Consider the following 19,717-nt stretch of genomic DNA (forward strand, 5'->3'; position numbering starts at 1 on the left):
GCCATTAGAATGCCCGCTCGCACGGGCCTATAGCTCAACGGTTAGAGCAGAGGACTCATAATCCTTTGGTTCCAGGTTCGAATCCTGGTGGGCCCACCACTGCTTCCCGAAGTGCGTTTATCTCCCCCGCCGTGGGTCGAGAAAGCCCCCTTATTTTTGTGGGTTTCCGCGTAAGCCGTGGTTTCGGAGAACCGGCGAAAAACGCGATATGGCGAAAAATTCGCCAGCCAGTCCTCTCTCTTCTCCCTACCTGTGGTCTCGGAACCACAGGCTTGAATTTTCGCCCCTTACAATTCAACGGGTTACCCGTGGACCTTTTTGCGAGTTTTTCGGCGATCAACGGGTCAACCGGCACGTCAAACTCACTCTCCGAAACCACAGGTGCGGAGAATGAAAAGCACTTGGGTCTACCGTTATGGTCGCTGACGAAAAGCGCCCCGAGTCGCACATCACTGTGGGGTTGACGTTCAAGTTTTGACGCGCCCACGGCCACGGTTTTCAAACCAGTCTATTCACGCAGGGGAGCATCCGGGAACCGTAGGCAACTGGCATCGCGCCTACCGGCTTAACAAAGTGTCCGCCAGTCGACGGATAGGGCTCAGCGCCCGGAGGGGCGAACTCTGCCTTGCTCTGCCACCGACTCATTGCGGGGTGCCCGGGCCGGCGCGCGGACTGTGCCGGCGTGGGCGTGCCGCACTCTGAACGCTAATTGCCCCGACGGGCGAGCATGCTCTGACTCCGTCCGCTAGGGTTCTTCTTGGCTGTAGGTATATAATTTTATACATATGGGGCCCGCAATGGGGCCGGCGCTGGCTGGAATCACGAGGGGGCGGAGTAGATGGAAGTAGAGTCGGAGACTCCTCCTACGAGTGGGACCGCAGTGTCCCCCCATCAGCGATTGGGCTCGTCGCCGATCGATGCTAAGCGCTTATCCGCGGCGTCCCGCAGGCCTATCAACGATACGAACGCGCTCAAAGAGCAGCTCATGGGCGAGATATCGGACTGGATCAACCGCCATAGGCTGAAACAGGCGGAGGCTGCTGAGATATTGAAGGTTTCGCGGCCGCGCGTGTCCGATGTCGTCAACAAGAAGGCCTCGAAGTTCACAATGGATGCGCTGGTCGACATGCTTAGCCGCGTCGGAAAGTCTGTGACGCTCTCAGTTGGCGAGGGGAAACCCGACATGAATGCTTCGGCGAATATGCCGTCATGAAGTACGCCTACGAGGATATGAGTGATGAACAGTTTGAGAGACTAATCGTCTTTCTGTGCCAGCGGTTGCTCGGGATTTCAGTACAGGGCTTTGCAAAAGGGCCTGACGGCGGGCGCGATGCAAAGTTCGTAGGGACTGCGGAGCTGCACCCTAGCAGCGCGGCGCCTTGGGTCGGAACTACCATCATTCAGGCCAAGCACACTAATGGGTACAACCGAAATTTCTCTGAGTCCGACTTCTTCAGCACGACTGCGGCCAATACGGTACTCGGCAAGGAAATTCCGCGTATCAAGAAGCTGCGTGAGTCGAAGCAGATCGATCATTACATGCTCTTTGCCAACAGGCGGCTGGCTGGCAACGCCGAAAGCGACATACGGCAGTACCTAGCTGACCAGTGCGGCATTGCAGAAGCGTCGATCTACTTGTGCGGAGTGGAGCAGCTAGAGATCCTATTGAAGGTTTTCCCCGATGTAGCGACCAAGGCCAATCTCGATCCGATCGACTCTCCACTCATTGTCAGTCCTGATGATCTTGCCGAGGTCGTGCAGGCGCTCGCTCGTCAGAAGGATCGGATAACAGCTCTACTTGATGATCCGCCAACGACGCGGGTGACATACGAAGAGAAAAACAAGCTGAATAACATGAGCGCCGAGTACGCCAAGGCGCAACGCAAAAAGTACCTCAAGGAAACCGCGCAGATTCGAGCATTCCTGGCAGCGCCGGAGAATCTCGACCTTCTGCACATGTACGAGTCGGTGGTTGACGAATTCCAGCTTAAAATTATTGCCAAGCGTAAGGATTACCAGACCTTCGATGAAGTGATGGAGTATCTGATAGACCTGCTGTCAAATCGGGACGCGGTGTTACGGCAACACGCGCACAAGCGGCTCACCCGTGCCATTCTTTTCTACATGTATTGGAACTGCGATATCGGCGAGGTGGGTGATGCTTCGACCGACTAAGCATTCACACCCTGACCGGACGGTCATCAATGTTGCCTTGCTTCTGCTGGTGCGACTGAAGGATCGTCGGATCGACGACTACGCTGGGCTTCGCAGGTATGCGAAGAAGGCGGTGAGCGGCGGTGATGTCCTATTCCTGCCTGCCCTGAACTTCTTGTACCTGCTAGGTCTGATCGACTATCGCCCTAAAACCGACGCAGTGGAATACGTGGGCCCCAATGAAGCTGTCTAAATTCTATTCAAATAAGCCCGAGCTGTTCGAATCTATCGACTTCGTGCAGGGGCTCAATGTGGTCATGGCAGAGATTCGGCTGCCCGAGAACCGCGAGAAGGACACCCATAACCTCGGCAAGACTACGCTAGGTCGTATGCTCGACTTCGGATTTCTAGCGGGGCGTGACCCAAAGTTCTTCCTGTACAAGTATCCGGATCGATTCAATGATTTCGTCTTTTTCTTAGAAGTCGAGTTGGAGGATGCTTCTTTCGTTACGATACGGCGCGGGGTGCAGGAGGCAAGCAAGATCAGCTTCAAGAAGCATCAAGCTGGACACCAGGACTTCTCATCGTTGCCCCTCTCCGGATGGGACCACCAAGATGTCGCATTCGAACGGGCGCGAGAGCTGCTCGACGGACTTCTGGACTGGCGGGCGCTCAAGCCCTGGTCATATCGCAAAGGGCTCGGCTACTTGCTGCGCTCTCAGGAAGACTTTCGTGAGGTCTTTCAGTTGCGCAAGTTCGCATCCAAGCATGCCGATTGGAAGCCGTTTCTCGCTCATTTGCTCGGCTTCGATGCAAACCTGGTCGCGCTGCATTACGAGAAGGAAGAGCAGCTTTCTAAACAGCAGTCTACTGAGCAGACCATCAAAGCCGAGTTGGGTGGATCGATCGAGGATATCAGCAAGGTTGAAGGTATTCTCCTGCTCAAGCAGAAGGAAGCTGAGAAGAAGCAAGAGCTTCTTGATGCTTTTGATTTCCGTGCCCAGGACAAGGAAAAGACCAAGTTGCTGGTTGACCAGGTCGATGACCGTATCGCGGCGCTTAACCGCGAGCGCTATTCGTTGGCCCAGAACAAAAAGAAGATTTTGGTGTCGCTGGAGGAGGATCAGATTCTCTTCAATCCCGACGAGGCGCAACGCCTGTTTCAGGAAGCCGGTGTCCTGTTCAAAGGTCAGGTGAAGAAGGACTTCCAGCAGCTGATAGCATTCAATCGCGCGATCACGGATGAGCGCCGGCAATATCTTCAGGAGGAGCGTGCCGAGGTCGAGGCTGAGCTGAAGCGCGTCGGCGCAGAACTGACCGTGCTGGGTAAAAAGCGTTCAGATGTGCTCTCGTTCCTGAGCGAATCGGACATCTTCGGGAAATATAAGCAGGTGTCCGATGACATGGTTGCATTGCGCGCCGATATTGCTTCGCTGGAGCGTCAGCGCGGCTTTCTGCATCGTCTCCAGGAGCTGCGTGCTGAGATCCGGACATTGACCGAAGAGCGCAGCCGCCTTCAAGCGCAGATCGAGGCTGACGTCGAGAAGCGGAACTCTGATCCCAACAGTCTATTCTCGACAATTCGCATCTTCTTCAACGAAATTGTCGAGGAAGTGATCGATCGCAAGGCGCTTCTGAGCGTCTCACCCAATAAGGAAGGACATCTCGAGTTCAGGGCTGAAATCCTGGACGAGTCTGGAAATGCGACTAGCGCCGATCGTGGACACACGTATCGCAAGTTGCTGTGTGTCGCCTTTGACCTGGCCGTTCTACGCGCCCGCCTGGATGAAAAGTTCCCGCGCTTTGTCTATCACGATGGAGTGTTGGAGTCTCTCGACGATCGGAAGAAGGAGAGCCTGCTGGCAGTGCTTCACCGGTATGCGGATCTAGGCCTGCAATCTGTGATCACTTTGATCGATTCAGACCTGCCTGCACGTGGCGATGGCGGCCCTGTGTTCACGTCGGACGAGATCATCCTTACCTTGCACGACGAAGGCGAGCAAGGCCGTCTGTTCAAGATAAAGGCTTGGTAACGCAGACTGGACTCGCTGAGCCCCCCGCGAGTTCAGCAGCAGCCAGAGCGCTGGTCGTGTCAGGGCTGGGTTCTTACCTGGAGCATCATCTAGCCAGCTCAGGCCCCTGTGGGGAGAAGCGGCGGCCGGCGTTCTGACGGATAACCCTGCGACACTAACTCGGGCACGTGTATCAGTGCGCAGCGTGGGGGCTAGCGGAAGCTAGTGGCCGCCCGGCATGGTGGACGGCCAGCACCAGGGCCGCGCGAGGCCGGCCTAGCTAGGGCCGCCACCGCCCGATTCGGTCACGGATGGTGAACTCGGTCGCCAGCTGTTTACGGGTCTGGCCAAGGCCGAAGTTCGGGGGCTGGCAGTTACACTTAGCCAGGAACGGCGGATGCCTGCTCTAGGGCAGCCCCGCTGAACCGAGTCCATCATATGGAGCCCAATGGAATGAGCGCCTCACCCAGCCATTTCGACGGCCGCGTGGCCGTTCTCGTTGACTGCGACAACGTTTCGCCCGACATCCTCGACTACGCCCTGCTGATGCCACCCCAGTTCGGGCGGGTGGCGTTCGCCCGCGGTCCGTGATCGCTGCGGTGGAGTTGCTTGGTGGCGCGACGCCGGATGGAAAGCGAACGTTGAGCGCACTAGGTGTTTACCAACGGCGCGCTGACCCTGCGTTCTCGACGCAGCTCATGGACATCCGGGACTTTTGAGCACGCTCAAGACTTACGACCTCGCGCTCAAGCAAGAGCAGGGAGGTCGCTGGTCTGTTGGGATTAAACCTTCGAATTAGCAGCGCGGAACTTTGCTTGGCGCCATCAATTGATGAATCACTTTCGTTGTACCGATTTCAAGGACTGAGGTTATGAGATTCCATTCAGATGGACCCAGCATACCCGATGCACTTCTAGAGCGCCGCGACGCTGGCCGAGTGGTATTTCTCTGTGGCGCTGGGGTCTCTTTTCCATCCGGGATGCCGGATTTCCCAGGCCTAACTAAGCACGTCATTGATTCTTTTGACCCTCCAAGCAATTCAGAAATCATGGCCGCGTTCCGGCCGTGGCTAACGAGTCGATCTGCGACAAATGTTCCTCTTGACCAGATTTTCAACCTTCTTCACCTGGAATACGGCAAGGACGAGGTAAATGCCAAGGTGACAGAGCGATTGGCTGCGTCTGCGGCGATCCAAAATCCGGGCCGCGAGCATGGCTGGGTTAAGCGAATTTCATCAAGCCAAAGCGGCAGCCCCCAGGTCGTTACGACTAACTTCGATCGGCTCTTTGAGTTAGACATGGGCGAAGGACAGATGAACTTACATCTGCCACCGGCCTTTCCTGACCTCAATGTCGGCTCAACCATAGAGGGCATTACCTATCTGCATGGGCGATTGGTGGACCCCTCTTCGGAACATCATCCATACGTATTGAGCAGTGCGGATTTCGGGCGCGCTTACCTGGCGGAAGGATGGGCTACTAACTTCATCAGGAACCTCCTCGAACGGCATACCGTGGTTTTACTCGGCTACCAGGCTGAAGACCCCCCGGTCAAATATTTGCTTCAAGGGCTTAACCATGACGGGCAGTATGACCGGTCTAAGCTCTACGCCTTTGACCGCGGGCTGCCGGAGGAGATCGAAGCCAAATGGCGCGATCGTGGTGTGACTGCTATTGCGTATTCCGATCATCCGTTACTCTGGAAGACTATCGAAGCCTGGGCGGATCGCGCCGATGATCCTCGAAAGTGGCGAGCGTCCATAGTCGCAAGAAGCCAACATGATCCGAAGGGACTTGCTCCACATGAGCGTGGCCAAACTGCACATGTATTACGCACAGTGCAGGGAGCGAAAATTTTCTCGGAGGCCGACCCCGCACCGCATCCCGAGTGGATCTGTGTGATGGATGTGCGAGTTCGATCTGGCGAACGGAGCAAGGGCTACGGTGGTGATGCAGAGACCTTCGACCCCGTGGCCGCATATGCACTTGACGACGATCAGCAGGATGCTTCTGGCAACGACAATCTCTTAGTCTGGCGCAGTGGGGACGATAGCCCGCATGAGCTTCACAGACTTGATGGGCGCGAAGCCGAAGGCTTCGAGGCTATGCCGAGAAGGCTTAGTCACCTTGCCATCTGGTGTAGCAAATTAGTGCATAGTCCTGCATTGGCTTGGTGGGCCATCCGTCAGAAAGGGCTGCATCCACGGCTGATGCAATTGCTTAAGTTGCAGATAAAGCGTTCAAGTGATCTCAGCGAACGTGCTCGCCATATCTGGAACCTCATCCTTGAACATCATAGAGATCCCCGCAATCGTCAATGGGACGGCGAATGGTTTGATCTGAAGCAGCGAATCACTGCGGAAGGTTGGACCGCCAGTGCTTTAAGAGAGTTTCGGAGAGTTTCGACGCCGCGAGTGACGATTAATCCGCCTTATGGTTTGGCTCAATCTAAACCCCCGACGGTACTGTGGAATGATCTTCAGCTAGGCGACCTCGGTCGATTCGAAGTCGTCTTCCTAAACCGGCACGACGAAGCCCTAGAGATCCCGGATGATCGATTGCCACAGGTAATTGCAATCTTTGCGGAGCAGTTAACCGTCGCCTCAGGACTGCTGGAAGATATAGACCCGAGCTACTTCCACGCACCTACTTGCTATCCGGGCCGTGACGTTAGTGGCGTGGAGAACATCACGACAGCCGCGAAGTCGGTGAAGTGGTTTATCCAACTTTTCGACCGGTTGGCTGCCAGATCGCCCAACCTAGCTGGCGCCCACGCAACGACATGGCCCGCGACTGATCGCTTCTTCTTTCGGAAACTTAAGCTATACGCACTCAATAAGGTAACCGCCTTCGACGCCAATCACGTTGCCGCGGAAGTCTTGTCCATGGACCAGAGTGCCTTCTGGGACACGGCTGTGGTGCGGGAGCTTCTTTTCCTACTCGTGGATCGATGGAAAGAGTTCGACTTGGCGAGCCAGGACCAAATCGTCGATCGCATCCTGCAGGGCCCCGATCGGCTCCCACATTGGCCCGAGGAGGAGTTTGACGCGCGGCGGACCTCGTACTCCTCCAGGTACGCGCGGTATCTCCAGCTTCAGGGTTGCGAGCTATCGGCAGCTAGGGCTGATCGACTCTCCGATATGATCAAAGCGATCCCCGCGTGGAGTGACGGTTGGGCAAATTCGATCGCTGTCGAGCAAGGCTCATTCAGTGGCTGGGTTGGAACGGACGAGAAGCCAGATGCAGTCTTGGGCATTCCAGTAAGCGAAGTAGTGGCGAGGGCGATGGCGGACTCGAAGCGGGATTTCGGAAGCTTCAGTGAGAAACGCCCCTTCACTGGCTTAGTGAAGGCAAACCCGAGAAGGGCACTATCGGCGCTGACGATTGCAGGCAAGACCGGCGACTATCCGGACGCGCTGTGGACGTCGATGATCAACGATCTCCCGGACTCGGTCGATCCTAGGCTAAAACGTGTATTCCTGAGGCGAGTATTACGACTTCCATCTTGGGTCGTTACTGATCTGCGTCATACCTTGGGACGATGGCTGGAACAGAATCTTACTGCGATCCTAGCGTTTGACAATGATCTTGGTTGGGCAGTTTACGACCATGTCGTCAGTAGCGTTCTGGGCGGCGGAACTGAGGCGAAGGAACTGGATGAGAAAATTCATCTGGGTGGAGCAGATCCTCAGCGATCTCAGCGCACATTTGGTGACGCTATCAATAGCCCAATTGGCATGTGTACGGAGGCGCTATTCAACGCAGTCCCTGTAAATACAAAGCAAGCTAACGCGCTGGTCCCATATCAAATCAAATCTCGACTAGAGCGCCTCATTGCGGCGTCCGGTGAGAATTCCGATCACGCCGTGTCTATCGCAATGTCCAAACTAAATTGGCTGATGTTCGCCGACCCCACCTGGACTGAGGCCCGGTTAATACCAATGCTAGCGTTCGATCATCCGGCCTCGGAGCCAGCATGGAACGGGTTTCTCCATAGTGCGGAGGGGCTTTGGCCGTCTCTAAGACAACTTGTTAAGCCGCTACTGCTCGACTTCTTCCCGTGGGCTCAAAGGCTCTCCTGGGATCGCGAGCTCTTAGCGGTGGCTGCTGGATGGTTAGGATACATGCGGGTGTTTCACCTCGATGAGCCGGACGGGCTTTCTCGAAGCGAAATGCGTGCGGTCCTTAGAGCGATGTCAGATGATATTCGCAACAGGTTCATCTCGTGGGTGGGCCAAGTTGGGCAGCTAAACGAGAATGGTTGGACAAAGCACGCTATTCCTTTAATCGCCGGCGACTGGCCAAGAGAGCGCCGGTTCAGAACTTCCTCATCGGTGCGAGCTTGGATGGGCCTCCTGGACGACACCGGCGATAACTTCCCCGCCGTCTATAGCGCGGTGAAGCTTTTCTTGGTGCGGGTGGAGGCAAGTGATGACCTGTTCCACCGATTTACCGGAGAATTCAGCGAAGAAAAGCCGATCGCGGCACTCTTCCCGGAGGTAACCCTGGATTTGATAGATCGAGTAACGCCTCAGACTTTGACTGCTCCCCTGCTAGGGTTGCCGAATGTTCTGGCGCATATTGTCGAAGCGCAGTCTAATCTGAGGTCCGATGCTCGATATTTGCGACTTGTCGATCTTATCGAACGGAGCTAGTTCTACGATCGTTGTTCGATAGTTCGGGCTTCCGGGGAAATTTCCGGGGAGGCTATTTCGCGACTCGGCCTAGTTCAGGCGTTCGGTCAAGGGAGAAGCATACATGACAGTTGAAAAGTTCATGCGCAAATGCGACCTGTGTGGTTCTAACTACCAATTTGGTCCTGGTCGCTATGAGGGGCACAAGCTCGAGTTATATGGCGATATCTTCTGTTGTGATTCCTGCTGGAACGGCAACTGGGATGGCTGGAGTCTCGCCCTTGATCATGTATTACTTGCTCACTTGAGCGCTAAGGACCTCCCTGTGCCGACTCGCAACGCCAAGGGATTGCTTCCTCGTGACTAGCGCAGTGAGCCGAGGACCTCCCATCGCAGAGGTGACTGGTGCAGCGCTGGCGCTCGGGTAGCGATACCGATCTCGGCGGATATAAGGAGTACGGAATCGTGCGAAGTATAGGTTTTTCGGGCCATTTCTCACTGTTAGTCCAGGAGTCTCACCTCGCCAGAAACTCAATGCTTTCCGGATTCGACGCGATCCTCAAGGCGGAGTTCGATGCCGATAAGGACGGCTATTTCTATTCGGCATTTTTCAATCTGTCTATCGGCATAGAGAGATTATTGAAGTTGGCAGTAGTAGCCGATCACATGTTGAGGCACGACTTAAAGGCGCCCACGCGTAGTCAGCTGAAAGCGTACGGGCATGATATTGGGAGCCTGATTGAGGTATGCGATCGGCTGGCTGCGCACTACCGTCCACAGATCAACATAGGCCCAAGGAGCATTACGGTGAGCAGTAGCTACTTTTCTCCCGAGGATAGGCGCAGGGCGTTGTAGAACTCCAGCTTGGCGATACCACCGGCAATAGCGAACAGCTTCAGACGGCTAACATCACCGACACCTGGGTCGAGCGGAAGCTGGAGCAGGCGCAAGAGGGCGTCACGACACGAAAGTACCCAATCTGTCCGACTTTTGAGAACGAATTGAGAACATATTTAATGAGTACATCAGGCTTGAAAGAGTTTTCGCACCTGCTGCGGTGATTCAGCTGTCCCATCCGCCGCAAGGGGAAGAAAGTGCTGGGTCTGCCATTGCTGTGTTCGTACTGCGTCTTTTGCAGTTGGACTACTCCACGGTGGATATACGCGAATGGCTCTCTTTCCGCCTTTGCCGTTGCGCGACATGATGCCTTTTGCAATCAGGAGCTTCTGATTGAAGATAAATTGCCCCCGGTAGTCAGCGTCTGACACACTGACTACAACAAACTGCACGTCGTCAGTGATATCGAGCGGCACAATTTCACTGTCTGGCGTCGGTCGTTTCCAGATTGTCACGAACTGACCAATCTTGGTTGGTGTTGTCTTGGCAACGCGGAAGGCTATGACATAACCATTAAGGCCAAAGCGGAAGGCTCCATACTCCGCACTTTCAGCCTCGCGCTGGACTGGGTGCGTCACCTCCATCCCGGCGTACTCATATACATCTCGAATGGCGGTATTCAGCTGGTCCAAGAAAGGATTTAGCGTGTTCTTGCTGGAGGTCATGGGGTTCCTACAGAGATGTTGCATCTGAGCAACTGTGGGGACGTTCTTGCCGTGGTCGGCTACCGACGCGACGGGGCAGGGTACAACTCCGGGGACTTGTGAAAGCTGGAGCCGGCGGAACCGTCATCTTTGTACGTCCTATAGACTTTCGCCCGCCCGCGTAGCAGATCTATATGGCCGTGAGCGATTCAAGTATTCCTGCTCGCGTTGACGTGAAAGCGAATGGCGATGTCCTGGTTTCGAAGCCGGGGGGCGGCGTGGCCGGCTGGCTATCTCTGGATGAGTCTTGTTCTTTGCTGAATAGCATATATCGGCATCAGCGAGCTGTCTGTAACAGGATAAGCCCTTGTTGCCAACAAATCGGCCCGCCGCGCTTGCGGCAGAGATTGTGCAAAGAGAAAGGCCCCGTTGCCGGGGCCTCTTTTGGCTACCCGCTGAAACCTACTTCCAAGATGCAATTTCTTTCCTAAGATCAGGATTCTCAGCCAGTTCCGCTAGCAGTTGGGAAATCTCGGAATCTTTCTCGATGCACTCTCTAAGAAATTTGAGTAAGAGAACTCGGATTTCACCGTTTGAGCGATCATTCACGAGCGAAATTGACTCGGGCAATATTGTCTCGCTCACAGCAGCCCTTAACGCCAGCGCTAGGCCATCTTTGGCAACCAGTCTGTACTGCTCGATTTCGCCAGGTCCGACATATCCCCTGCCGGCGGCATCCCCTAGTAGAGCTATCGCCTGCGCGATACTTCGGGCAGCTACGATGGGGATCGCTCGATCGACGAGACCGAGCTCACGACGGCGCTAATCGACCTGGTACCGGCACCAAGTGTCCCACCCGATGCATCGTCAACCACCCCCGCCATCGTGCCGTCCCTGCCCAAGCCGGAAAGGTTGATCCAAGACATGACTAGCTTCGCCCCCCTGGCTGGCATCGACTTGCTCTTTGCCTAAAGCGGAAGAACGACGAAGCACGAGATGTTGCTCGCACTGCCGCGGCATAGTGACACTCCCCTGTTTTGAGTCGGGAATGGCCGAAGTGCAGGTTGAGTGATCCCTGCGAAGCATGTGGACTTCAGTCCCGAGGTGCATCTCTCGGCGCTGATGGGACTCCGCGGCGAGAGCCGGGTCCGGACTGCAGTCGTTGCGGATCACGGCAATTGGGCTAAGACATTTCCCTATAGGCATGCTTTGGTGGGCTTTGTACGATGCTCTATATTGTGATGAGCATCACTTTGTTCGGATTCCACAGGTAGTGCTTGGCGAAGGGGATGGGCTCAGGCCCGGAAGCGTAGTCACCACAGAAACGTCGTTGCTTCGGTCGCGGCGTTGGGGTGCCTGCATTCACAACTACTACTTTCAGCGAGCGCTCGAGTGGAGTTCGGCGAGGGCAAGGGCGTAGGAGCGACGGAAGGTCCGCGAGTCAGCGACTGCGATGGAGGATGCGTCTTGCGACGAAATCCGTTCTATCTTGAGTTCAATGTGCCGACGGCAATCGAAGTCCGCTGCGCCTTGGTAGCTCTGACTTGACCTACTAGGAGATGCCGCTCAGATGAACATTGAAGTCACCGCGAAGCAATACGCCGAGAGGGTCAGCGACCTGGATTGGCAGAAGATGATTCTTGCGTTGCCGCCAAGGATGGCTGCCAGGGTGAGGTGCAGTGAAGAAGAGTACCGGCGCTTTGTCGAGGCGGTCGTCTGGGTGGCGTGCAACTATGCATTTTGGAGCGAGCTGCCAAGCGCCTACGGCCAATGGCGAGCGACCTACGTGCGCTACATGCGTTGGCTCGATGCTGGAATATGGACTGCGATCGATCGCGATCTTGCCTCGGATAGCGTCTGGGCCGTTGCGTTCAGGCTGATGTTGGAGAAGCAATTGCACGAACAGCTACGTCGACGCTCGCGTATCAAACGGAAGGTGCCCTAGTCGACCATGGTGTACGGCCAGGCAGGTCTTCGCGCAGCGCGCCGTTCGCCGACGGCTTCATGCCGCCGCCCGCGTCGCCGGAATCGACACTGGCGCAAGCGGCGTCGAGTGGGTCACCCGACTAGGTAGGTCAATCCATTGCGTTCCAGGTATCGGCCGATCTCTTCGTTCGACCTCAGCCCCAGCTTGCGCATGGCGTTGTACTTGTGAGTGGTCACGGTCTTGTAGCTACGCGAACTATCGATTGCAATTGCCTGCAGATTCTCGCCACGTGCAAGAGCAAGCACGACTGCCTGCTCGCCCGATGTGAGTTGATACCAAGGGTGATTCTTCGCGGACACCACATCTATCGCTGGATCGACGAAGCTATTGCCGAGCATCACTGCGGAAATGGCGTCGATAACGATTCGCGGGCCGCTGGATTTGGAAACGAAGCCTAGGGCGCCGAATTCCAGCGCCGACAGGGCCAGGCAAGGCAGTTCTAATCCCGTGTAGATAATGATTCTCAACTGAGGCTGCCTGGAGAGCGCCTCCTTGAGCAAGGCAATACTCTTGAATCTGCCGGGCATATACAGGTCCAGAACCAGGCAATCCAGCGGGGCCGATTCCAGGATTCGGAGAAGGCCGTCGCCGTCGGAAACCGAACCCACGACGACATTGTCGCTACCCAGCTTTGCCTCTAGCATCTCAGTCAGTGCGAAGACGATGATGGGGTGATCATCCGCAATCAGTACTTTAATAGGGTTCTGATCCATGCTCGGCTTGAGCCCAAGGAGCGGATTGGAGACAGTTTGACCGGCCAATTGTCACCAGTATCACACACTGTTCACTCACGTTCGCTCACGTGGCAGGTTGGGCGCTACCTGTGCCGGGTGCCGCGCATCCCGGTCGACGAGCGCCTACTTGGCCAGGATCGGGAGCTGCTTTCCTTGGATCGTCGCGGGCGACTAAGGAGGACCTACCAAGGTGCAGAAGACCGTTTGCGGCGCCGGGACGAGAACAAGCAAAGTCCTGATAGTCTGGTTCTCGAGCTTGTCCGCCGCTTTTGAAGGGAGCTAAGCAGTCATGGTGGCGCCGCCCCGCACAAGCTGCCTCGAGATCCTTATCGTCGACGACGACCCGACCATGGCCGAGATCATTGCCGCCATGCTGTGTGACGCGGGAGAGACTTCCCTTTCGATCGCCTACGCAGGCGAAGAGGCGCTAGCGATCGCCACCCGGCGCAAGATCGATGTCCTGGTCTGCGATTTGAACATGCCTGGGAGGGATGGGGTTTGGTTGTTGACCCGGATGGCGGAACTTGTCGTTCGCCCATCGGTGATCCTGATCAGCGGGGAAGATCCGAGAGTGATCGATTCTACAGGGCAGCTCGCCGAGGCCCGAGGGCTGACGTTGCTCGGCACGTTGCGAAAGCCCATCGAGCAGAAGGCGCTGCTGAGCGCCCTGTATCGGTATCGGTACGAAGCCGCGCCGGATGCGCAGAAGTCCTCGCGGCCGCCATTCGATTCCGCCCGGATCGCGCAGGCGCTGCGCGGGGACGCTGTGCAACTGGCGTTCCAGCCTAAGGTGTACCTTCCCGATAGGACGCTTGCCGGGGCCGAGGCTCTGCTGAGGTGGCATGATCCCGAGTTCGGCTACATTCCCGCCAGCGAAGTCGTCGATGGTGCAGAGGCGGTCGGCTTGATAGATGAGTTGACTTTGGCCGTGCTCGCGAAGGCCATTGCTGCACGCAGGGCGATGTCGAAGCGAAAACTGGACGTCGGGATTTCGTTCAATATATCGATGAGAAGCTTGAACAATCCGGAGCTCGTCAATCGGATGGTAGACCTCACCGCCGCCTCGAACGACCGTTTCGATCGCTATACGGTGGAGGTGACCGAAACCCACCTGATGCACGAGCCGGCCAAAGTCATGGAGTCGCTGATCCGATTCAGGTTGCGGGGGTTCAGGATTGCCATCGACGATTACGGCATGGGCGCAGCGGCGATGCAGTTTCTGATGAAGTTGCCGAGCAATGAGCTGAAGATCGATCGGATGTTCGTCGCCGCCGCACCGGCCAGCGCGCAAGCCTACGTATTGCTCCAGTCGGCGGTCGAATTGGGATTGCGGCTCGGGCAAGTCGTGGTAGCCGAGGGCGTGGAAACCCAGGTCGAGTCCGAACTGGTGGAGGCGCTTGGTTGCCAGCAGGGGCAGGGATACCTCTACGGGCCGCCGATGGATGTGGATGAGTTGATCCGGCGGTATCATTAGCGGTGCCAGACTGGGGCTGGCGTGGGACGATCCGCTGGCGTGCGTTCGTGTTCGGGTGGGGAGCGAATTCGGACGTCTTCGTGGACGACGGACGTTTCGATCGGCTTCGACGTCGGGAGATTGCGGTCAGTTTCGCTCGGAGGACACGCGTGCGACCCCAGTATAACTGTTGAATACGGCGAATCAGATAGCGTGAACATGCCGCGCACGGTCGTCCATGTGCTTGCCCTGGTCCTGCTTATACTCGGCTGGACAGAGGCCGCTGCTAGGCCTGCGCCCAGTCCGGACCCGTTGTCGACAATCAGCCTGAGTCATAGCCGCGGCGAGGGCGCGTTCGACCTCTTCGATCGCCACAAAGGACTCGCCAGCGACCGAGCCCTGAAAGTCCTGGTGGACCGCCACGGGTTCGTATGGGTCGGTGGCAACAACGGCCTGCACCGTTTCGACGGCAGGGACTTCTATACGCTCGACCGTGATCCGAACAATCCCGAGTCGTTGGCCAGTCGGATCTCTCAATTTCTGGCTGACACGTCCGGTGCGCTGTGGATCGGAAACGAGGACGGCGTAGTCCAGCGTCTGGATCGCGCGACGGGACGACTGGAGCGCACGCCGATACGGACCGAAGACGGTCAAACTGCGACGTCCATCTATTGGATGGGCAGCGACAGCACCGGCGCTCTGTGGCTGCACACGAATCTGGGGCTCTTGCGAATAGTGACTTCGCAGCGAACGGCTTCCGTGGTGATGCCGAGCTCAGCATTCACTAGCGATCTGACGAGCTTCGAGTTCGATCAGGACCGCAGAATCCTGTTCGCATCAGTCGGTTCCGAACTCAACGCGATTCGATTCGACGCTGATCGCACCGATCCTGTTGCTGCCTTGGCCACGATTCCGGGCGGCCGGTCGATCACCGGCATAGCGGCCGATGCAGAAGGGCTGTGGTTCGTCGCCGGCGACCAGTTGTGGCGTATGCGGGCAGGCGGCGTCCCAAACCGGATTGCCACTCCGGTGCCCATGCTGCGGGCGACGACGATGGTGGTCGATCGCAATGGAGTGCTCTGGCTCGCGAGCAACATCGACGCCAAGGGCGGTTTGTACCGGCTCGACCCGAAGCGCGGCGAACTTTCTGTTTATCGCCACTACGCTACTGACCCGCAGAGCCTGGCCGACGACCGAATCTGGTCGCTTGCGGTGGACGGCAGCAACACACTGTGGATAGGCACCCGTGGCGGCGTCAATCGGCTCCGGCTGATGGACAACGGTGTCAAGAGAATCGGCTTGCCAGGCAAGAACACGGCCGCCGTCTGCGCGCTGCACGAAAGCGCGAACGGCGAGCTCTACGTGTCTCTTTGCAGCGAAGAGCTAACCAAGTTCGATTCGGTGCGTTGGAGCTGGGAGGCGATTCCGCCGGCGTTGCGACAGGCCCTGGACGCGACGTATCCGGGCATAGCCACGACTATCAGCGACATTGTCGACGACGGCGAAGGTGGGCTGTGGGTCGCTGGTGGCATGGGGCTTGTGCACTGGGGCCGCAACGGGCGGGCGGACCCAATTCCGTTCGAAGACCGGCCCGCGGTCTATACCACCGCCATGGTCGTGGATAGGACGCGTGGTCTGTGGGTGATCACGCATTCTCACGGCCTGGCCTTGGTGCCGCCCGGGCAGAAGCGGCTGCGTAGCATTGGGATCGGCGCGGATCGAATCCTGACGAGCCTCGTCGCCGGACCGGATGGATCCCTGTGGCTGGGCTCCGAGCGTGGGCTGTTGCACTACCAGCCGGATTCGGGCCAAACGACCCAATTCAGCCATCGCCCCGACGATCCGGGCAGCCTGTCCGACGACCACATCCTCGACTTGTACTTCGACGGCCAGGGCGTGCTTTGGATCGGGACCCGCGCGGGACTGAACAGGGCGATGTTCGGTCACGATGGCCGCGTCCGCTTCCGTCGCTACGGCGTCGCTGATGGGCTTCCGGACCAGACCATCGAAGCGATATTGAACGATGCCGCGGGCGAGATTTGGGTAGGCACGGACCGAGGCATCGCCCGGTGGCTTCCAAAGGCAGATCAGTTCAACGCCTATACCTCGATAGACGGGATTCCCGACGACACCATCAGGAAGTCTGGCGCAGTGAACGGTCGCGACGGCAACCTCTACTTCGGTACGTCGAAGGGACTTTGGCGAGTGGATCCCCGCCGTCTGAGCCATACCGATCCTGGCATGATTTCCATCGCCAGCTATGAGATTGGCGATGCGACATTCGTCAACTATCTCGGTCGCGAGTTGCGTGGGATCAGGACCTCATTCCGCGACGGCCGCATCGCCTTCCGGATCGCGAGTTCCGGAGCGTCACGTTCGCTGTCGTACCGCCTGGCCGGCCTGGAGGAGCAGTGGCAGGACTTGCCGCCCGACCTATCTATCACCTATCACCATCTCGCGGCCGGGAAGTACGAATTGCAGGTCAGGCAGTTCGACGGCCAGGGCGTCCAGGTTCGGGAATTGTTGTTGTCGGTGGAAGTCGATCCTTCGCCTTGGCTCACTTGGTGGGCCAAACTTATCTACGCGGCGGCAGCTGTTTCGCTGGCGACGTGGCTCATTCTCTCCGTCCTCGCCGGCCGCCGCCGCCGCCGCGAGTACGTAAGTACGTTACGCGAACGTGACCAGCGCCTGCGCCTGGCGATGTCGGCCGCCGGCGGCGTAATGGTGGAAATCGACCTCCAGCGCGGCGGCGTCCGTCATTTGGACGGCGCCGGTCTGGGGGCTCTCGATATCACGGACTATGTCGCCCTGGTTCACCCGGACGACAGGAAGGCGATAGAGGAATCATTCGAGGGCCTGCGCGGCCTGTCGGCGGCGGATCTCGATATCGAGTACCGGCTGCGCAGTACCGATGGCCGATGGACCTGGGTCAGGCTACGCGGCCAATTGATGGGGCAACCCGGCGGCGTGCGCGAGATATTTTCCGGCATGATCCATGACGTGTCCCAAGAGCGGAGCTATAGAGAATTACGCCAGCGAGGAGAGTTCCTGGCGGTTATGAGTCACGAAATCCGCACGCCCTTGAATGGGGTGGTCGGCATGATCGATCTGCTCGACAGGACGCCTTTAAATACCGATCAGCGCAAGATGCTCCACATATGCAAGGAATCCTCCTCGATCCTGCTATCGCTGATCAACGACGTCCTGGACCTGTCCAAGATAGATGCGGGGAAGCTGGACCTGCAGAAGAGCGACGTACCGATACGTGCCCTGGTCGAGTCCGTCGCCGGTGCGTTCAGCTCCCAGGCCTACAAAAGTGGCATCGACATCGATGTCTGCATCGCGGCCGACGTGCCGACGCATGTGGTGGGCGATGCGACGCGCTTGCACCAGATATTCACCAACCTGATCGCCAACGCAGTGAAGTTCACAGAGAGCGGCGGCGTCGAGATCGATGTGACGATGGATGGGCCCGACAGGCTCCGGTTCCAGGTCAGCGACACCGGCATCGGCATGGACGAGGAGGGCATTAAGAGCTTGTTCCTGCCGTTCCAGCAGATAGCCGGGACCACTCAGCGCTACGGGGGCACCGGACTCGGCTTGAGCATCGTCAAGAGCCTGGTTGAAGCCATGGACGGACATATCATATGCGATAGCCGATTGGGGCGCGGCACGCGCTTCGACCTGGTGGTCTCGGCACCGGCCGACGCTTCCTGCGAAGCGACGCCGAAGCGATTGAATGGCGTTCGTGCAATGGTGGTCGCGCAAGATGAGGGCGGCCGGCGATTCGTCCGCGAGTTGCTGCATTGGCTGGGCGCGGAGGTCGAATTCGTATTCGGCGTCGAGGAGGCGATGACTCGGTTGCAACAGGTCGCTGCGGCGCCGATCGACGTGATCCTGATCGATAAACGAGAGCCACTGCAAGTAGGCGTCGAATTGACCGAGCGCGCCGGCACCGCACAGTCCATGCCTATCGTCGCCGTCCGCCGGCACAACACGGGCGACGTTACACCTGATCGGCTCAACTGGATCGACGGTTGCCCTCTCACCGAGGCAGGCCTCCTGCGTGGTATCGAGCTAGCTCTACGGCGAGTGAAGGAAGAGCGGCAGTCGCCCTCCAACCGGAACCCGGCTTCGCCCTCGAATGTCCCCTTCGCTCAGCGACCGATCGCGTTGCTGGCCGAAGACAACCCGACGAACCGCGAGGTCGCGTTCCGGCAGCTCCAGTTGCTGGGACTCCGCTGCGACATGGCCAAAGATGGTGAAGAAGCCTGGACGCTGCTACAGCGCTATCCAGGTCGCTATTGCGTGCTGATCACCGATGGGCAAATGCCGCGTCTGGACGGCTATCGACTGGCCGAACGGATTCGCAACAGCGAGGCGAGGAACGGGGGGGCGAGATTGAAGATACTGTTGTTGACTGCCAGCGTTCTCGTCTCCGATCGAGAGCGATGCTTGGCGATCGGCATGGATGGATTGCTCATCAAGCCAATGCTCATCGAGGATTTGAGGGCAAAGCTGCGCGATATCCTCCATCCCGACGGCTTCATCGAGCAGGCCGACGCAGCGAGTCCACGAAGCGGCATTCCCGCTGGACTATCGAAGCTGCTAACGCTGTTGAACGGGAATGAGGCCGCGTTGCGGCGTCTGCTCGAGATCTACCTCGGTACCAGCGAAGTCGACGCGACGGCGCTGGAAAGCGCGATGCAATCGCGGGATCGTCGAACGATGGGCGAATTGGCGCATCGGATGAAGTCGGCGTGCTTCCAGATGGGACAAAGAGCGGCCGGAGATTGCTTCGAGCGGGTCGAGCAAGCCGCAATCGGCGACGATGCGACGCTGCATGCGTTGACCGACGAAGCGCTTCAGGAGCTTCGTCGCTCGTTGGAGATGGCAAGGCGCTATCTGGCCCAATTCCATTCCAGTTGACCAACTTCCACGCGCGCAGTCGTGCCGAACGGACCGCCGTGCGCCCCGCAACGCCATCGTCCTGATTAAGCCCCAGGGACAGCCGAGTCGCGGTGAGTGCAGCCCCAGTGCCCGCCCTCGTCGATTTAGCGGCTCTAAGACTTTTCCCAGTATCGAGGCTGATAGGCGCCTGCTTAAAATGAGATAGGCGTCACATTAAGCCGGGGCTATGTCGGGGGACTCGAATGTCAACACAGATGGCTGCACTTCCCAAGTGCTGAAGCATGGCCCGGAC

Annotated in this window: 11 protein-coding genes and 1 tRNA gene; 10 read left to right on the forward strand and 2 right to left on the reverse strand. The window is 57.8% G+C overall.

Annotated features, from left to right (window positions below; translation table 11 throughout):
- The first annotated feature begins 23 nt into the window (after window positions 1-23).
- The 7 genes from AC3A57_RS01975 (at window position 24) to AC3A57_RS02005 (ending at window position 8,820) form a co-directional block, all read left to right on the forward strand.
- Window positions 24-99 (forward strand) — tRNA-Ile (locus tag AC3A57_RS01975).
- Window positions 100-880: 781 nt separating this feature from the next.
- On the forward strand, window positions 881-1,213 hold the full coding sequence (locus tag AC3A57_RS01980) for a helix-turn-helix domain-containing protein (protein WP_487577334.1): 333 nt from the start codon (window positions 881-883) through the stop codon (window positions 1,211-1,213).
- Complete coding sequence (locus tag AC3A57_RS01985) at window positions 1,210-2,175, forward strand: ABC-three component system protein (RefSeq protein ID WP_487577335.1); 966 nt, start codon at window positions 1,210-1,212, stop codon at window positions 2,173-2,175. The genes AC3A57_RS01980 and AC3A57_RS01985 overlap by 4 nt, the downstream gene beginning before the upstream one ends.
- On the forward strand, window positions 2,159-2,407 hold the full coding sequence (locus tag AC3A57_RS01990) for an ABC-three component system middle component 8 (protein ID WP_487577336.1): 249 nt from the start codon (window positions 2,159-2,161) through the stop codon (window positions 2,405-2,407). Before AC3A57_RS01985 ends, AC3A57_RS01990 begins: the two co-directional genes overlap by 17 nt.
- The gene (locus AC3A57_RS01995) at window positions 2,394-4,187 is read left to right on the forward strand and encodes a DUF2326 domain-containing protein (protein WP_487577337.1); all 1,794 of its coding nucleotides are present in this window, start codon (window positions 2,394-2,396) and stop codon (window positions 4,185-4,187) included. The genes AC3A57_RS01990 and AC3A57_RS01995 overlap by 14 nt, the downstream gene beginning before the upstream one ends.
- Window positions 4,188-4,619: 432 nt before the next feature.
- Entirely contained in the window at window positions 4,620-4,757 is a 138-nt protein-coding gene (locus AC3A57_RS02000) for a hypothetical protein (RefSeq protein ID WP_487577338.1), read from the forward strand.
- A gap of 280 nt (window positions 4,758-5,037) precedes the next feature.
- Window positions 5,038-8,820, forward strand: coding sequence for an SIR2 family protein (locus AC3A57_RS02005; RefSeq protein WP_487577339.1), 3,783 nt, complete (start codon window positions 5,038-5,040; stop codon window positions 8,818-8,820).
- Between the two features lie 1,004 nt (window positions 8,821-9,824).
- Here the strand turns inward: AC3A57_RS02005 and AC3A57_RS02010 are convergent.
- Window positions 9,825-10,361 (reverse strand): MepB family protein, encoded by a 537-nt coding sequence (locus AC3A57_RS02010; RefSeq protein WP_487577340.1) that lies wholly within the window; start codon window positions 10,359-10,361, stop codon window positions 9,825-9,827.
- Between the two features lie 1,549 nt (window positions 10,362-11,910).
- Between AC3A57_RS02010 and AC3A57_RS02015 the strand changes: the two genes are divergently transcribed.
- On the forward strand, window positions 11,911-12,285 hold the full coding sequence (locus AC3A57_RS02015) for a transposase (protein ID WP_487577341.1): 375 nt from the start codon (window positions 11,911-11,913) through the stop codon (window positions 12,283-12,285).
- Between the two features lie 113 nt (window positions 12,286-12,398).
- Here the strand turns inward: AC3A57_RS02015 and AC3A57_RS02020 are convergent, their stop codons facing one another.
- Window positions 12,399-13,040 carry a response regulator gene (locus AC3A57_RS02020; RefSeq protein WP_487577342.1) on the reverse strand — a complete coding sequence of 214 codons (642 nt, stop codon included), beginning with the start codon at window positions 13,038-13,040 and terminating at the stop codon, window positions 12,399-12,401.
- Between the two features lie 310 nt (window positions 13,041-13,350).
- Between AC3A57_RS02020 and AC3A57_RS02025 the strand changes: the two genes are divergently transcribed.
- Complete coding sequence (locus tag AC3A57_RS02025) at window positions 13,351-14,535, forward strand: EAL domain-containing response regulator (RefSeq protein ID WP_487577343.1); 1,185 nt, start codon at window positions 13,351-13,353, stop codon at window positions 14,533-14,535.
- Window positions 14,536-14,733: 198 nt separating this feature from the next.
- Complete coding sequence (locus AC3A57_RS02030; RefSeq protein WP_487577702.1) at window positions 14,734-19,443, forward strand: ATP-binding protein; 4,710 nt, start codon at window positions 14,734-14,736, stop codon at window positions 19,441-19,443.
- The last annotated feature ends 274 nt before the right edge of the window (window positions 19,444-19,717 follow it).

The organism is Lysobacter sp. Soil_C_15 (assembly GCF_057657315.1).

Coding starts and splice junctions, on each gene's coding strand:
- AC3A57_RS01985 (WP_487577335.1), top strand. CDS start 1,210: ATGAAGTACGCCTACGAGGATATGAGTGATGAACAGTTTGAGAGACTA.
- AC3A57_RS01990 (WP_487577336.1), top strand. CDS start 2,159: ATGCTTCGACCGACTAAGCATTCACACCCTGACCGGACGGTCATCAAT.
- AC3A57_RS01995 (WP_487577337.1), top strand. CDS start 2,394: ATGAAGCTGTCTAAATTCTATTCAAATAAGCCCGAGCTGTTCGAATCT.
- AC3A57_RS02000 (WP_487577338.1), top strand. CDS start 4,620: ATGAGCGCCTCACCCAGCCATTTCGACGGCCGCGTGGCCGTTCTCGTT.
- AC3A57_RS02005 (WP_487577339.1), top strand. CDS start 5,038: ATGAGATTCCATTCAGATGGACCCAGCATACCCGATGCACTTCTAGAG.
- AC3A57_RS02010 (WP_487577340.1), bottom strand. CDS start 10,361: ATGACCTCCAGCAAGAACACGCTAAATCCTTTCTTGGACCAGCTGAAT.
- AC3A57_RS02015 (WP_487577341.1), top strand. CDS start 11,911: ATGAACATTGAAGTCACCGCGAAGCAATACGCCGAGAGGGTCAGCGAC.
- AC3A57_RS02020 (WP_487577342.1), bottom strand. CDS start 13,040: ATGGATCAGAACCCTATTAAAGTACTGATTGCGGATGATCACCCCATC.
- AC3A57_RS02025 (WP_487577343.1), top strand. CDS start 13,351: ATGGTGGCGCCGCCCCGCACAAGCTGCCTCGAGATCCTTATCGTCGAC.
- AC3A57_RS02030 (WP_487577702.1), top strand. CDS start 14,734: ATGCCGCGCACGGTCGTCCATGTGCTTGCCCTGGTCCTGCTTATACTC.